This is a genomic window from Companilactobacillus nodensis DSM 19682 = JCM 14932 = NBRC 107160, assembly GCF_000615905.1.
GTDB classification, from domain to species: domain Bacteria; phylum Bacillota; class Bacilli; order Lactobacillales; family Lactobacillaceae; genus Companilactobacillus; species Companilactobacillus nodensis.
Genome location: NZ_BAMN01000006.1, coordinates 124495 through 140956, shown reverse-complemented (window position 1 = coordinate 140956; position 16462 = coordinate 124495). Strand labels below are relative to the sequence as shown.

Annotated in this window: 13 protein-coding genes and 2 pseudogenes; 2 read left to right on the top strand and 13 right to left on the bottom strand. The window is 40.2% G+C overall.

What is annotated here, in order from left to right; all coding sequences use genetic code 11:
- Window positions 1-125: 125 nt before the first annotated feature.
- Window positions 126-1115 carry a UDP-glucose 4-epimerase GalE gene (galE, locus tag JCM14932_RS06190; protein WP_025024127.1) on the top strand — a complete coding sequence of 330 codons (990 nt, stop codon included), beginning with the start codon at window positions 126-128 and terminating at the stop codon, window positions 1113-1115.
- 138 nt (window positions 1116-1253) lie between these two features.
- Complete coding sequence (locus tag JCM14932_RS06185) at window positions 1254-2387, top strand: AI-2E family transporter (protein ID WP_025024126.1); 1134 nt, start codon at window positions 1254-1256, stop codon at window positions 2385-2387.
- 21 nt (window positions 2388-2408) lie between these two features.
- Here JCM14932_RS06185 and JCM14932_RS06180 read toward each other — a convergent pair whose 3' ends face one another.
- From JCM14932_RS06180 to JCM14932_RS14700, 13 genes and pseudogenes are all read right to left on the bottom strand, one after another.
- Complete coding sequence (locus JCM14932_RS06180; RefSeq protein WP_025024125.1) at window positions 2409-3269, bottom strand: aldo/keto reductase; 861 nt, start codon at window positions 3267-3269, stop codon at window positions 2409-2411.
- 98 nt (window positions 3270-3367) lie between these two features.
- Complete coding sequence (gene gdhA / locus JCM14932_RS06175) at window positions 3368-4729, bottom strand: NADP-specific glutamate dehydrogenase (protein WP_174520314.1); 1362 nt, start codon at window positions 4727-4729, stop codon at window positions 3368-3370.
- 220 nt (window positions 4730-4949) lie between these two features.
- Window positions 4950-5282 (bottom strand): metal-sulfur cluster assembly factor, encoded by a 333-nt coding sequence (locus tag JCM14932_RS06170; RefSeq protein ID WP_025024123.1) that lies wholly within the window; start codon window positions 5280-5282, stop codon window positions 4950-4952.
- Between the two features lie 18 nt (window positions 5283-5300).
- Window positions 5301-6476, bottom strand: coding sequence for a nitrate/nitrite transporter (locus JCM14932_RS06165; protein ID WP_025024122.1), 1176 nt, complete (start codon window positions 6474-6476; stop codon window positions 5301-5303).
- A 22-nt stretch (window positions 6477-6498) separates the two neighbouring features.
- Window positions 6499-6738: a MoaD/ThiS family protein gene (locus JCM14932_RS06160; protein ID WP_025024121.1), complete on the bottom strand. Its 240-nt coding sequence runs from the start codon at window positions 6736-6738 to the stop codon at window positions 6499-6501.
- Window positions 6735-7142: a molybdenum cofactor biosynthesis protein MoaE gene (locus tag JCM14932_RS06155; RefSeq protein ID WP_034542707.1), complete on the bottom strand. Its 408-nt coding sequence runs from the start codon at window positions 7140-7142 to the stop codon at window positions 6735-6737. The genes JCM14932_RS06160 and JCM14932_RS06155 overlap by 4 nt, the downstream gene beginning before the upstream one ends.
- Window positions 7139-8173 (bottom strand): ABC transporter substrate-binding protein, encoded by a 1035-nt coding sequence (locus tag JCM14932_RS06150; protein ID WP_025024119.1) that lies wholly within the window; start codon window positions 8171-8173, stop codon window positions 7139-7141. The genes JCM14932_RS06155 and JCM14932_RS06150 overlap by 4 nt, the downstream gene beginning before the upstream one ends.
- Before the next feature lie 3 nt (window positions 8174-8176).
- Window positions 8177-8959, bottom strand: a complete 783-nt coding sequence (locus JCM14932_RS06145) for an ABC transporter ATP-binding protein (protein ID WP_025024118.1) — start codon at window positions 8957-8959, stop codon at window positions 8177-8179.
- Window positions 8946-9893: a FecCD family ABC transporter permease gene (locus JCM14932_RS06140; protein WP_235700535.1), complete on the bottom strand. Its 948-nt coding sequence runs from the start codon at window positions 9891-9893 to the stop codon at window positions 8946-8948. Before JCM14932_RS06140 ends, JCM14932_RS06145 begins: the two co-directional genes overlap by 14 nt.
- A gap of 65 nt (window positions 9894-9958) precedes the next feature.
- Window positions 9959-10650, bottom strand: a pseudogene (gene narI, locus JCM14932_RS14705) (respiratory nitrate reductase subunit gamma).
- Window positions 10650-11231 (bottom strand): nitrate reductase molybdenum cofactor assembly chaperone, encoded by a 582-nt coding sequence (gene narJ, locus JCM14932_RS06130; RefSeq protein ID WP_025024116.1) that lies wholly within the window; start codon window positions 11229-11231, stop codon window positions 10650-10652. Before narJ ends, narI begins: the two are co-directional and overlap by 1 nt.
- Window positions 11224-12783 carry a nitrate reductase subunit beta gene (gene narH, locus JCM14932_RS06125; RefSeq protein WP_025024115.1) on the bottom strand — a complete coding sequence of 520 codons (1560 nt, stop codon included), beginning with the start codon at window positions 12781-12783 and terminating at the stop codon, window positions 11224-11226. The genes narJ and narH overlap by 8 nt, the downstream gene beginning before the upstream one ends.
- A pseudogene (locus JCM14932_RS14700) lies at window positions 12773-16428 on the bottom strand (nitrate reductase subunit alpha). Before JCM14932_RS14700 ends, narH begins: the two are co-directional and overlap by 11 nt.
- Between the last annotated feature and the right edge of the window lie 34 nt (window positions 16429-16462).

The window sequence follows — 16462 nt, the reverse complement described above, 5'->3', positions numbered from 1 at the left end:
TTTTCATATTAATATATTAAAGCATAACACAAAAAAAGTTAAATTTTTAAGCCGGAGTTAAGCTAAGAGCTATAAACTGCAATAATACGTTATAATAGACTTAATTCAATATCGGAGGTAATTTTATGAGTATCCTTGTATTAGGTGGTGCGGGCTATGTTGGCTCACACACCGTAGATCATTTATGCAACATGGGCTATGACGTTGTCGTAGCTGACAATTTGGAAACTGGCCATCGAGCAGCCGTTAATGATAAGGCTAAGTTCTACCAAGGTGACGTTCGTGATAAAGAATTCTTGATCAAATTATTCCAAGCTGAAGATATCACTGATGTAATTCACTTCGCAGCTTTCTCAGTTGTGCCTGAATCAATGAAAGATCCTCTTAAGTATTTTGACAACAATACTTACGGCATGATTGCCCTCTTGGAAGTCATGAATAACTTCGATGTTAAACACATCATCTTCTCATCAACTGCCGCAACTTATGGCGAACCTAAGCAGATTCCTATTAAGGAAACAGACCCAACTGTTCCGACTAACCCATATGGCGAAAGCAAACTAGCCATGGAAAAAATCATGCACTGGTCTGATGTTGCTTATGGTATCAAATTCGTAGCGCTACGCTACTTCAACGTTGCTGGTGCTAAGTCAGACGGTACCATCGGTGAAGATCACAACCCAGAAACCCACTTGATCCCAGTTGTCCTACAAACAGCTGCTGGTCAACGTGACAAGTTAACTATCTTCGGTGACGATTATGACACCAAGGATGGTACCAATGTCCGTGACTATGTTCACGTGGAAGACTTGGCCGAAGCTCACCGTCTAGCAATGGAATACCTCCGTGACGGTAACGACAGCAATATCTTCAACTTAGGTTCATCTAATGGATTCTCCAACAAAGAAATCCTGGAAGCTGCACGTGAAGTTACCGGTAAAGAAATTCCTGCTGAAATGGGACCACGTCGTCCTGGCGATCCAAGTACCCTGATTGCGGACTCATCTAAAGCACGTGAAGTCTTGAACTGGAAGCCTCAATACGATGACGTCCATACTGTTATCAAAGATGCCTGGAACTTTAAGATCAAGCATATGAATGGCTATGAAGATTAATCGAACATTTTATACTTCAAATACGATACCTTTTGGTGTCGTATTTTTTTGTGCATATGGTTGTCCTAGTTCGTAAATGGTAAAATAATATTACAATTATTAATCTGTTGATGTAGATCACAGTTGAGGGGGCAACAAATGAAACTCACCAAAAATGAAATTATTCGCTACAGTGTCCTTGTGGCAATTTTTCTAGTTCTGCTCGTGTACCCAGGACAAATAGTCAACCTGTTCAAAATGCTATATTCAGTTTCACTTCCACTAATTATTGGTGGAGCATTGGCATACTGTATCAATATTTTGAGCAGCGCGATGGAACGCCGGTTCTGGCCTAAGGCCAAGAAAAAATGGGCAATTGGTCTAAGACGTCCCACGGCGATACTGCTGGCACTTGTCATTATTGTCGCCGTCATTGCCTGGGTCCTAAGATTAGTCTTGCCTCAATTCATCTCGGCAATCAGTAGTTTCTTCTCCAGTGTGCCAAGTGTCGCCGACAACTTCAACAAGTGGCTGAATGATTCCAATCACGCTAGTGCCATTGCATCACAACTTGAAACGACCAAAGTAGATTGGACATCAATTCAATCCAAACTTATGAAATTCGTCTCAACTGGATTATCTGGAATCTTTTCATCGTCGATCTCTATCTTTGGCAGCTTGTCTAAAGGATTGTTCAATTTCATTCTTGCCTTTACATTTGCTATCTACCTAGTAAGTGGTAAAGAACGAATTGCCAATCGTTTGAATCGTGTAATGGATGCTTTCATTCCTGCCAAAGTTATGGCTAAAACTCGTTACGTAATCCATGTTACAGATAATGCCTTCTCTAGCTTCATCAGTGGTCAAACTATCGAAGCTATCATTCTAGGTACCCTATGTGCATTAGGTATGTGGATCTTCAAATTTCCTAGCGCCCTACCCGTCGGTGCTTTGGTCGGTATTACCGCACTAGTCCCAATGATCGGTGCATGGATTGGTGGAGCCGTTGGCTTCGTATTGATTGCTGTAACATCCCCACTTCAAGGCGTACTGTTCGTTGTCTATATCATCGTCTTGCAACAAATAGAAAGTAACCTTATTTATCCCCGTGTAGTTGGTGGATCGATTGGTTTGCCAGGTATCTTAGTTCTTGCGGCCATCACAGTTGGTGGCGGTGTCGCTGGCATCATCGGCATGCTTCTAAGTGTTCCAATTGCGGCCACACTATATCAACTGGTCCGTAATGCGACATTAAAAAAAGAAAACAATGTACCAAAAAAGGCTGTCGAATAATTCGACAGCCTTTATTTTTTGTTAGAAATCAGTTGTATCTGGATCAGTTGCCAAACCAGCAACACCATGTAAACCATCAATTGTCTTCATATCTTCTGGAGAAATTTCAAAATCAAACAATTGAGCATTTTCCTTAATTCTATCAGCGTGAACTGACTTAGGAAGTGGTAAGAAGCCTAGTTGTAATGACCAGCGTAATACTAGTTGAGCAACTGACTTGTTGTAACGTTTGGCCATTGCTTGTAATTCTGGAACTTGGAAGATCTTACCTGTACCAAGTGGGCTGTATGCTTCACTCAAGATGTTGTATTCATTATTGTAATCAACAACCTCTTGTTGCATATCACTAGGGTTAAGGAAGATTTGGTTGACCATTGGTGTAACATTAGCTGTTTGCATCAATTCATTCAAATGTTCGCCACGGAAGTTTGAGACACCAATTGCACGTGTCTTGCCACTTTCGAGCAAGTCTTCCATTGCATGCCATGTTTCAGCGTTAACTTCTTGCCAGTTCTCACGGAACTTAACTGGATTTGGCCAGTGGATCAAGTACAAGTCAACATAGTCAACGTCCAATTCCTTTAATGAATGGTCCATAGCCTTGATTGTTGAATCATAGCCATGATCATCATTCCATAACTTAGTCGTTAAAAACAAGTCATCACGTTTAATACCTGAAGCCTTAATTCCTTCACCGACACTATCTTCATTACCATATGCAGCTGCAGTATCGATATGACGATATCCAGCATCAATGGCTGCCTTAACACTTTGCTTGGCAACTTCACCATCTGGTGTTTGCCATGTACCGAATCCAACGATAGGAATCTCCACACCGTTACTAAGAGTATATGTATCTTCTAAACTATTTAAATCTGACATTAGTTACTCCCTCAAAAATAATTTTATATTAATATCATAACAAAACATTTCCAATCATAAAAAAATAAGAACTCGACATTTTGCCGAGTTCAACTTTTTTAGACTAAACCTTGTGCCATCATTGCGTCTGCAACTTTGGTGAAACCAGCGATATTAGCACCGCTCAAGTAATCACCGCTGACACCATATTCATCTGCCGCAGCAACTGAATTGTTAAAGATATCTTTCATGATTTGTTTCAAGCGGTCGTCAACTTCTTCAAATGACCAGCTCAAACGCATGCTATTCTGACTCATCTCAAGTGCAGAAACAGCTACACCACCAGCATTGGCAGCTTTGGCAGGCCCATACAACAACTTAGCCTTTTGATAAGCAGTAATTGCTTCTGGACTACTTGGCATATTTGCTCCTTCAGCGACAATCTTTGCACCATTACTAATGATAGTTTGTGCTTGATCGCCATTGATTTCATTTTGAGTTGCACATGGTAGAGCAATATCATAAGCAACTTTTGCATCCCAAACTGAACCTTCGTAATATTCTGCACTTGCAACTCGATCGGCATATTCTTTGATACGTCCACGTTCAACTTCTTTGATCTGCTTAACAGTATCGAAGTCGATCCCGTTCTCGTCAACAACATAACCATTTGAATCAGAACAAGTAATCACCTTACCACCTAATTCAGTTACCTTTTGGATAGCATAGATCGCCACATTACCAGCACCAGAAATGGCAACACGTTTGCCATCAAAACTATCATTGGCGGCTTTGAGCATTTCATCGGTGTAATAAGCCAAGCCATAACCAGTGGCTTCAGTTCTAGCAAGTGATCCGCCATAACCTAATCCTTTACCAGTCAAGACACCACGGTCAGCACCGCGGAGACGCTTGTATTGGCCATATAAGTAACCAATCTCACGTCCACCAACTCCGATATCCCCTGCAGGGACATCAACGTCTAAGCCGATGTATTTGCTTAATTCAGTCATAAAACTCTGGCAAAAGCGCATGATCTCATTATCAGACTTACCCTTAGGGTCAAAGTCAGATCCACCTTTACCACCACCGATAGGTAGGTCAGTTAAGGCATTCTTAAAAATCTGTTCAAATCCTAAGAACTTAACAATACTTAAATTAACGGATGGATGTAATCTCAAACCACCTTTGTAAGGTCCAATAGCCGAATTGAATTGAACTCTGAATCCACGGTTAACACGTGCATGACCAGCATCATCTAACCAAGGAACACGGAATTGAATAACACGTTCAGGTTCTGTCAAACGTTCCAGAATATTAGCTTCAATGTATTCTGGATGCTTTTCAAATACCGGTGTCATCGTTTGGAAAAAATCATGAACTGCTTCCAAAAACTCAGTTTGGTGTGGATCTCGTTGCTCAATCACTTCATAAACTTGTTGCAAATAATCGGTTGCTTTGGTCAAAATATCATCCTCCATTATTAAATTATTTCTAATAATAGTTTAATTGTTTTATAAGCAAATTGCACGAAAAAAAGCATTTGGATTTCTCCAAATGCTTATTTGATGTGCTTTCGAAACGCGCTTTTAAAGAACAAACTTCTGTGCTTACTACGAATAACAAATGCAACAACTGCGTTGTCACCTTCGTTATCCTAGGTAATGCCCAAAGTTTCCCATTCTTTAACACGCTCTAAATTTAACCATTAATTCCCAAGGCAATCTGTGCGAATCGACTCATCTTACTCATATCCCAGATTGGATACCAAACCAAATTGATATCACAAGTATCGATTCCATCAACTGATTCAGCGGCATTATGAATATCATTTGAGATCATATCACTCAATGGACATCCCATTGTTGTCAATGTCATTGTAACTGTACATGCAGTACCTTCGATCTCGATGCCATAGATCAATCCAAGATTAACGATATCAATACCTAGTTCAGGATCAATAACATCTTCCAGAGCTTCCATGATTGCTTCACGTTGCTTGTCTTGCTTTGTTTCTACTTTTTCTTCACTCATAGGTGCACCTCAATTCAATTACTTAACAATTTTGTGACTTCCGGAAATATAAACTTTTTGTAGTAGTACTAAACATATTATAGCAAATACTGCAATCAAATATATTCCTAATTGGTAACCGCCAGTAGCTTGTTTGATAACACCTAAGATAATTGGTGGGAAATATCCACCGAGTCCACCCATGGCACCAACAAAGCCCGTAACGGCTCCGGTATTACTGTCAGAGACGAATGGGACCATCTTAAAGATAATTCCATTACCGATTCCGACTAGAATACCTATAAGTACCATGATAGTTAAAAATATTCCTTTTGTATGTAGGAAAATCCCTAATATAACTGCCACAATTGTAATTGCGATAAAATCATACTTCAAAAGTGTCATTGGTCTGATTTTATCTGAGAAGTAACCACCGACTGGACGTGTCAAAGTTCCCAGTACAGCGAAGATAGCTGCCCACAATCCAGCATCAACCAGATTACTGTTGAACAGATTGACCATAAAAGTCGAAAGTAAGTTAGTCATTGCCATAAAGAGACCGAATGTTAAGAAATAGAATAGAGCTAAATACCAAGTATCTTTTTCCTTAGCAACAGCTAATGACTTACCCATACTTGCGTTCTCGTTTTTTTTCGATTCTGGAGCAATGAAAATCATCAAGATTACGAAGATGATCAATAAAACAATTAATAGATAAAATACACTATTCAATCCCATCGACTTCTCGATCCGTGGGAAGAAGAATGATGAAAAGGCCGTACCAATATTACCCACACCAGCAATACCAAGGACCAAGCCTTGTTTCTCTGGTGGGAAGAATCCTGTAACGTAAGAAATACCGATAGCAAATGATGTACCACTCATACCTAAGAGTAAGGCCGCAAACATCATCATGCCAAATGATCCAACTCTAGGAATCATCAAAACAGGAATGATCAAAAATAGCATTAAAATAATATAAATTCTTTTACCACCATATTTGTCACTCAGGATCCCCATAGGTACACGCATGATCGAGCCCAAAAGAATTGGTGTTGCGAGTAGGAATGTACGTTGAAACTCGCTTAAGACGATTCCGTCATGAGTTAAAATAACTCCAACTAATGGTGACAAACTCAACCAAACCATAAAACAAACCATCATGGATAAAGTACCCATGGTCAACGCAGTTATTGATTTTGATTTACTTTCCATAATAAAAAACCCCCTCGAAATTTTAGCCGCCACTAACAGGTGGGATGATTGCAATTTCCGCTACATCATTGAGCGAGAACTGCTTGTCATCAGCGTACTCTTCGTCGATAGCAACTAAAGATTGATCCAAAACTTCTTTGTACTTAGGATAGGCGTCTTCAATAGCTTGCTTGACGTCTGACGGATAAAACTCTGACTTCAGATCAACCTCTGTTGTCGGACCTATTTCTTCGGCTAAGATAGAAAACAATTTTACTTTCAATCCTCAAGACCTCCCCAGCGAATTTTGTCGCGATCATATTCTTTTTTCCAAATTGGTACAGTATGCTTCAACTCATCAATCAAAAATTGGCAATTCTCGAATGCTTCCGCCCGATGTGGTGCCGCAACACCGATAAAGACTGCTATGTCGCCTAATTGTAATTCACCGACCCGGTGGACCATAACAACATCCATCCCTTTGGCAAGGACAACATCAGCGAGCTTGTGCATTTCCTTTTCTGCCATTTTTTTGTACGTGGTGTACTCGATCTTCTCGGTTTCAATATCATCAGTGAACTGGCGGATATTGCCGATAAATATATCAACTCCACCATATTCATTGTGAATCAAACTTTGGGTCAATGCCTCCGTATCGATGGGTTCATGTGTAATTTCTATTTTCACTTGATAACCTCACCATTGATAATCTGTTTGATTTCTTTGTTACTGAACTTATGATTAAAGAATTCCTTGTAGAATGACTTGAACTTAGAATTCAAATTAACATCTTTCATTAATTCTGGATGGAACTTTTTGGCCGCCCACCAAATCTGTAAGTCTTCCTCAGCACTGTAACGATCCAGCATGAAGATCCCAGTAGGATTACCATAGACCTTCTTATCTTTGACCGCCTTGAGTGACTTGTAGCGACTGTCCTTCTTGAGCAGCTTCAGAGCTTTCTTATCAGTTGTTCCACCGATAATAATAATATCTGGATTAGCCTTGATGATCTCTTCAGCTGAAACAGAAATCATATTACCGTCAGTCTTGATGGCATTCTTACCACCAGCAATCTTGAGCCATTCGTCAACGATCGTTTTGCGCCCATCAACTTTGGTCAAATCACTCGTATTAACGATATGCAAGACGCTTGGCTTTGACTTAGCTTTTGAAACTCGTTTCTTGACTGATTTAATATCTGAATCAAGTTTTGCATTATACTTTTTAGCTTTGGTTTTGGCTGACTTAGTCCCAACGATTTTAGCAGTTAAATTAACTGTCTTCTTCAGGCCCTTGTAATCTTGAAACATTGAATTAACAGCTGGAATCTTAGCTTTTTTGAGTTCACTGATCTGTGATACATCTGAACTGACAACCACATCAGGTTTTTGTTTGATCAATTCTTCCATCTGGAAGTCCTCGCCATTGAATGGCACTGCCTGCTTTTTGATTTCTGGATACAGTTGCGTCAATAGAGCATTGTCGTGAGTTAATTTAGTCGTCGCAACTAGTTTATCTTCTCCACCTAACATTAAAAAAATTGGATTGTTAGCATGCCATAGATCTGCCACACGTTTGATTTTCTTAGGAACTTTGACCGGTGCGCCAGTATTGTCATAAATCGTTCTCGTTGAGGCCGCCTGCACACTGATACTACTACCGAAGAAAACTAGTAATCCCATTAATAGGATAACAATATTTCGCTTTTTTCTCATAAATTAATCCATCCCTATTCCAAAAATCTTTCTATCTACTAATTCATTATAAGTCGAAATAATCGGTATGCCATATAGCTTCGACAAATATTTGTCCGTTAATATTTCATTGACCGGACCCTGTTTATACGTCTGATTATCGATCAACAATCCTACCTGATCACCAACCATCTGTGCTTGATTGGGATCATGAGTACTCATAACGATTGAGATACCTTGATCTGACAGCATCTTGATCAGCTTCAAGACAACCGTCTGATTGCGATAATCTAGTGCTGAAGTCGGTTCATCCATAATCAGTATTTGTGGCTCCTGAGCCAACGCTCGTCCAATGATCGCTAACTGACGCTGACCACCACTCATACTCTGCAAACTGATATTAGTATAATTTTCCAAGCCAATTTGTTGAATGATCTGTTTGACGATTGTCTTGTCATGATCGTCTGGTTGATCAAAGATCGAATGAAATGAACTTCGTCCGAGGAGTAAATAATCAAATAACGTCAGACTCGACTTGATATTAACTCCTTGGCTGACCAGAGCTACTTGATGCGATAAGTCCTTGATCGTTAACTGTCTCAACGACTGATCGTTAACCAAAATATCACCTTGATACTTATTCAAGACACCGCTCAAGCAATTCAGCAAGGTACTCTTACCGATACCGTTCGGACCAAGAATCACTAAGACTTGTCCAGCCGCAACATTCAGATCAACATTATTGATAATTTGTTTAGTTTTATATGCAAATGACAAGTTTTGAGTCGTAATTCTAGATTCCAACATTTCTTCTCCTTATAAGAATCACAATAAAAATTGGAACGCCGATGAAGCCTGTGATGATACTCAAAGGAATATCATTCACAGAAATACTTCGTGCTAATGTGTCCGCAATCAATAATAAGATTGCTCCCGTGATAGCCGTCATTGGTAAGGCATAACGATTGTCTTCACCAACTAACGAACGGCTCACGTGCGGAACAACTAACCCAATCCATCCGACTACACCACACAGACAAACTGAAGCCGCTGTCAATAATGTGGCAAATAAAATCATTAAATTTCTATTTAACGTCGGATTAATTCCAATTGTTTTTATTGTATACGTATCTAATGATAACGTATTCAAACGCCATCGTGTCAACAATAAGAAAATTATTCCAACAATTAAGATTGGACCTACTGAGATCAAAGCTTGCGAGTCCACTTTCATGAAGCTACCTAGCTCCCAGTAGACGATACTTTGCAATTGGTTCTCTGGATCCGCAATATACTTAACTGAACCCAGTACTGACTGCATCAATCCTGACATAATGATTCCGGATAAGATCAACGTTATATTTGAATTACTGCGCAGTATTTTGTTGATCAAAAGGGTCAAGAATACTGTCAGTATACCTGTAATAAAAGCACTTATTTCGATCCAATAAATCGACTTACCGTTCAAGATGGCGATAGCAGCACCAACACTTGAACCGGTGGAAACACCTAATAAGTTTGGTGACGCCAAGCCATTACTGAAGACAGATTGAAAAGTGGCGCCGGCCATTGATAGACCTGCGCCAACTAATACAACCGCTATAATTCGAATGAATCGAAGTTCTAAAATCAATTTAGATGAACTGTTGGCTTGTCCGATGAAATATTTTGAGACTTCTGAAAGTGACAAGTCATACCGTCCCATCATCATCGACACGATAATCAAAGCCAATAGTGTCAATAAAGCTATACTCATCACAAGTTTGTTTTGTCGCTTCTTGATAATAATTACCACCTACTATGTTGCTATACTCTTGGTCTCTTACGATAGACGATGGGACGTCTAAAGATGTATTGCCAAGGTAACGTAAGGGCATGAACTAATCTTGTGTATGGGAAGAAAGCAAAGATCAAGAATCCACAGATAACGTGGATCTTAAAGAGAATTGGTACTTGTAACATCAAATGATAATCAGGATGGAAGACAAAAATCTGTCTGGCCCAAATTGACAAGTTCAAACGATAGTTGAATTCAGGATGGAGAATTGCTCCATCAATAAATGAAGCACTCAATCCCAAGACAATAATGATCAAGAATGAAACATTGACCATCAAGTCACTGAAAGAACTTGTTTTGAAGACACGCTTATTAGTAAAACGACGATAAGAAAGAATCATCATTCCGGCTAATGCATGAATCCAGCAATACCACCCATTACCAAAGCACCAATGTGGTACATCTCGTTGGGGATACCGAGCCAATCAGTGAATGACTTCGGAATCAGAATACCGACAACATGTCCCGCAAAAACCATGATAATACCAATGTGGAAGAGGATACTTCCAATCATCAGTTGTTTCTTTTCCAATAGTTCACTAGATTCCGCAGTTACTCCTGCGTGAAAAATAGCGAATCTGCCGATTGTTCCAAAAATGAACGAACCGAGAGCAAGGTAAGGAAAAATAACCCATAAGAATATATCCAGTGCGTCTTTCATTACTGCATCTCCCCCTCTTTTTCAGTTTGTTCAAGGCAAGATTTAAACTCAGCTCGAACAATTCTGATAAGTTTGAAATACATATCATCTTCTTGAACTTCGGCATTCTTCAGTAAACTATATGTTCCATCTTCAACAACTGAGAACATCAACTGCAGATCCTGTTGACGCTTATCATCCTTCCAATCACTGTAAGCAAGGAATTCAAGCATCAACGGTAAGTAATCTGACAATTCTGAACCATCGATACGTACGCCAAACATCTCATACAACATTTTTAATTTTGCCAACAACTGACCCCGCTCACGGGAATCAGTCATCTTGTAATACGTCATATACAAAGTATAACGATTATTTAACTCAAATAGTGAAACATAATGAGTTCTTAATTCTTCCAATGAATAAGAATGCATCTCATTGATCACATCTTCAATATCCGACTTGGAAGGCGTCTCACTATAATTCTTCTTAAAATCCTCATAAAACTCATCGTCCAAAACATCTTGTTCTGGATAATCCAACAAACGTGAAAGAAAAGTAAAACCTTGTTTTAGAGTATTCAGCTTCTCAATATTAATCACGCCAAATTCCTCCATAGAAACTTTCAGCGTATGCATCTTTACCAGACTCGCCGGCCTTTGCCTTACGCAAGACACTTCCATGAACTGGAGCTAGTGAACAGCCGTTACATGCTTCGTAACCTAATCCACCTTGTTCGTCTTCAACATGTTCAACTTTTTCTTTCTTTGCCTTTGGAATAACGAATCTATCATCGTATTTAGCAATAGCTAAGAGACGATATAGTGAAGTTGCGGATTTTTCAGTCAAACCGACACGATCAAGTTTTTCAGGATCGAAGTCCTTACCACTTGTTCTAGCACGCATGTACAATCTCATCATAGCAAGTTTGTAGAGAGCATTCTTGATAACTTCAGTGTTACCACCTGTTAGAAGATTTGCTAAATATTCAACTGGGATACGCATTTCGTTGATTGCTGGGAAAATCATTTCTGGGTATTTGATCGAGTTCTTACCTTCGAAATAATTCATAATTGGTGACAATGGAGGAACGTACCAAACCATTGGCATTGTGCGATATTCTGGGTGCAATGGGAAGGCAATCTTTTGTTCAACGGCCATCTTATAAATAGGTGACTTTTGGGCACATCTGATTGTTTCCATATCAACGCCGTCAGCTTGAGCTTGGGCAATTACTTCTGGATCATTAGGATCTAGGAACAAGTCTAATTGTCTCTCGTATAGCTTAGTGTCATCTGGTTCTTCACAAGCAGCAGCAACTCTATCAGCGTCATACAAGATAACACCGATGTAACGAATACGGCCAACACATGTTTCAGAACAAACAGTTGGTAGTCCTTCTTCAATTCTTGGATAACAGAAGGTACATTTTTCAGCTTTGTTAGTCTTCCAGTTGAAGTAGACCTTCTTATAAGGACATCCTGTCATACAGAATCTCCAACCACGACAACGTTCTTGATCGACCAAGACGATACCATCTTCATCACGCTTGTACATCGCACCACTAGGACATGATGCAACACAGGCAGCATTTAGACAGTGTTCGCATAATCTAGGAAGGTACATCATAAAGGTCTTCTCGAAGTTACCTTTGATATCTGATTCAATACTTTGCATATTAGGATCTTCGCCAAAACTTCGGTCAGATCCTGCCAAATCATCATCCCAATTAGGACCATTGTTCAGCTTCATATATTCACCAGTGATCTGTGACTTAGCACGTGCAACTGGTTGATGCTTTCTTTCCTTACCAAATAGTGTTTGGTAATCATACGTCCATGGTTCGTAATAGTCGTCCAAGTTAGGCATATCAGGATTGTAAAAAATCTTAGCAAGCGCAACTTTGTTCAACTTATTACCGGCACGTAATTCCAATTTACCCTTGCGGTTCAACTTCCAGCCACCTTTATAGTGACTTTCATCTTCCCACTTCTTAGGATATCCGACACCAGGTCTAGTTTCTACGTTGTTAAACCACATATACTCTGCACCTGGGCGGTTCGTCCATGTCTGTTTACACGTTACTGAACAAGTATGACAACCAATACATTTGTCTAGGTTCAGTACCATGGAAATTTGTGCTTTAACTTTCATTCCACTTGACCTCCTTTAGTTTTCTAACATTTACGTATAAGTCTCTTTGGTTACCAATTGGTCCGTAATAGTTGAAGCCATAACTCAATTGAGCATAGCCTCCGACCATTTGGGTTGGTTTGACATGAATCTGTGTTGGAGCATTGTGACTACCACCACGGTTACCGGTGATCGTTGACAATGGCTCTTCAATTTCCATATCTTGTGCATGATACATGTACATCGTTCCATCAGGCATACGTTGACTGACAACAGCTCTGGCTGTAACAACACCATTCTTGTTGTACAATTCGACCCAATCATTATCCTTAACATCGATCTTCTTGGCGTCATCCAAGCTTAACCAAACAGTTGGACCACCTCTGAATAATGTCAGCATATACAAGTTATCTTGGTAAGTTGTGTGAATGTTCCACTTACCATGCGGTGTCAAGTAACGAAGTGTTACTTCTTTGTCAGCTGGTTCAACTTTCGTATCTGCAGGTCCTAAGACGTGTGGTGGAAGTGTTGGCTTGTAAGTTGCTAACTCTTCACCGTATTCTTGGAAAATCTCATGATCGAGGTAGAATTGTTGTCTACCAGTCAAAGTTCTGAATGGAACATTACGTTCGATATTGACTGAGAATGGTGAATATCTGTCACCATTGTGCTTAGCACTTGAGAATATCGGTGTTGGAATCGACTCACTCGGTTGAGCAGTGATCTTGGCAAAGGTCATGACCTTCTCTGTTTGTCCAGCAGAGATATCTGCCAAACTCTTACCAGTTATCTCTTCAGCACTCTCCCAAGCCTTCTTGGCAACATGACCATTTGAAGCACTTGATAGATGCAAGATTGCTTCAGCGACATTTCTATCTTCATCCAACTTAGGTAATCCTTCATCAGGGCCATCGTCATATGTTCCAATAATATCTTTTAGTTCGTCATATTGATCAGCGACACTGTAGCTATAACCATTAGCACCGACTTTGCCGCTTCTAGTGTTTGGTCCTAAAGCAACATACTTGTCATAAATAGTAGTGTAATCACGTTTGACAAGTGAAAGACTTGGCATTGTCTTACCAGGGATCGGTTCGATCTCGCCACGTTTCCAGTCTTTGATCTTACCTAATGGTTGAGAGATCTCACCCATTGAATCGTGACCAAGTGGTTGAGTCTTCAAGTCATATTGAGGTTCAGCTAAGTACTTCTTAGCCATACCTTGGAATTCTTTAGCGATATGCTTGAAGGCTTGCCAGTCACTTTGTGATTCCCAAAGTGGATCAACGGCCTTATTGAATGGGTGAATAAATGGATGCATATCAGTACTTGATAAGTCTTCCTTCTCATACCATGTTGCGGCTGGAAGAACAATATCTGAATACAATGGTGTAGTTACCATTCTGAAGTCGAAGTCAACGGCAAGATCCAACTTACCAGTAACACTTTCTTCATCCCATTCCATATCCTTTGGTTTGAAGTTCTCACTTTGTTTAGCAAGCAAACCATTCTCAGCTCCAAGAATGTGTTTCATGAAATATTCTTGACCTTTACCTGATGATGCAAACAAGTTTGAACGCCAGATGAACATGGCCTTTGGTTCATTGATTTCTTTGTCAGGAGCTTCAGCGGCAAAATGGAGTGATCCGTCTTTTAACTCTTGAACGACTTTCTTTGAAACTTCCTTGATATCAGTTGTTCCGTACTGTTTGGTGAAGTCCAAACTACTACGGTCAAATTGTGGATACGAAGGCATCCAGCCTAATCTGATCGCCATTTGTTGGTAATCAGCAGGATGCTTGAATGTATCCTTGATCGTCTTAATTGGTGACTTCATACCTTCATTATCGATCTCATCGTACTTCCATTGATCACTAGCAAAGTAGAAGAATGATGTACCTTGTTGCTGACGAGCACCACCTGGTTGCCAGTCATTAGCGAATGAAATGTTAGCCCAACCTTCTGCCGGACGAAGTTTTTCTTGTCCAACATAGTGAGCCCAGCCACCACCTTGAACACCGATACAACCTGTGAGCATCAACATATTGATAACAGCACGATAGGTCATATCTGAGTTGAACCAGTGGTTAACACCGGCACCAATGATCACCATTGACTTACCATGTGTTTCCGCCGCATTCTGTGCGAATTCTTGTGCGATTTGAACGACTAATTCTGGCTTAACACCAGTAACTTTTTCTTGCCAAGCTGGTGTGAATAAACTATCAGCATCGTCATAACCTTTGGCAGCTAATTCATCCATCTTCTTACGACGGATACCATATTGTGCCATTAAGAGATCGAAGACAGTTGTAATTAATTTCTTACTGCCATCCTTTAGGGTAATCTCACGACATGGAAGTGTCCGTTGGAAAATACCATTGCCTTGTGCATCAAAGCTAGGCATATCAACGACACGTTCATCCTCACCCAAGAATGAGAGTTTAGGCTGATGCCATCGAGGTCAAGATTCCACTTCTTGCCCTTTTCCCATCTTTGACCGATCGTTCCATTTGGAACAACTAAGTTGTCAGTTGGTTCATCAACAAGAACTGGCTTCCATTCTGAGTTTGGTGTGTCGGTATCTTTAATATCTGAGATTCTCAAGAAACGACCTGAGACAACGTGTTCCTTGTTCGTTTCACTTTGATCAAGCATGATAACGAATGGAAGATCAGTGAATCTCTTAACATAATCAGTAAAGTAAGGAACTTGTTTATTATTGTAGAATTCATTCAAGATAACGTGTGTCATACCTTGTGCCAAAGCTGCATCTGAACCTGGATGTGGAGCTAACCAGTTATCAGCAAACTTAACATTTTCAGCATAATCTGGACTGACAGAAACGACTTTTGTTCCTTTATAACGTGCTTCAACCATGAAGTGAGCATCTGGTGTTCTAGTTAATGGAACATTTGAACCCCACATGATCAAGTATTGACTGTTGTACCAGTCAGCTGATTCAGGCACATCAGTCTGTTCACCCCATACTTGTGGAGATGCTGGTGGTAGATCGGCGTACCAATCATAGAAGCTCAACATTTCTCCACCAAGTAATGAAATAAATCTCGCACCTGATGAGTAACTCAACATTGACATAGCTGGAATTGGAGAGAATCCAGCAATCCGATCGGGACCGTATTTTTTGATCGTGTAAATCAACATTGCGGCGATCATCTCGGTAGCATCGCCCCACTTAACACGAATCAAACCACCATGTCCACGGACTGACTTGTATGACTTCGTCTTCTCAGGATCAGTAACGATACTCTCCCAAGCATCGATTGGATTATCGAAGTTGTTACGAGCATCTTCCCAGAACTTCCAGAGACGTTCACGAATGTATGGATACTTAATACGAAGCGGACTGTATTCGTACCAACTGAAACTGGCACCACGAGGACAGCCACGAGGTTCATATTCAGGCATATTGGGTCCGCAAGAAGGATAGTCAGTTGACTGGTGCTCCCAAGTAACTACTCCTTGCTTAACGTAGACGTTCCAACTACAAGATCCCGTACAGTTAACACCATGAGTCGTACGAACGACCTTGTCGTGTGCCCAACGTTCCTTATATAATTTCTCCCAACGACGAGAATGTTCTTCTAGTTGGGTGAAATTACCGTTAAACTTATCAACTTTTTTAAAAAATCTAGATTTTAGCATATGCAACTCCCACCTAGTTCACTTTAATATTCCT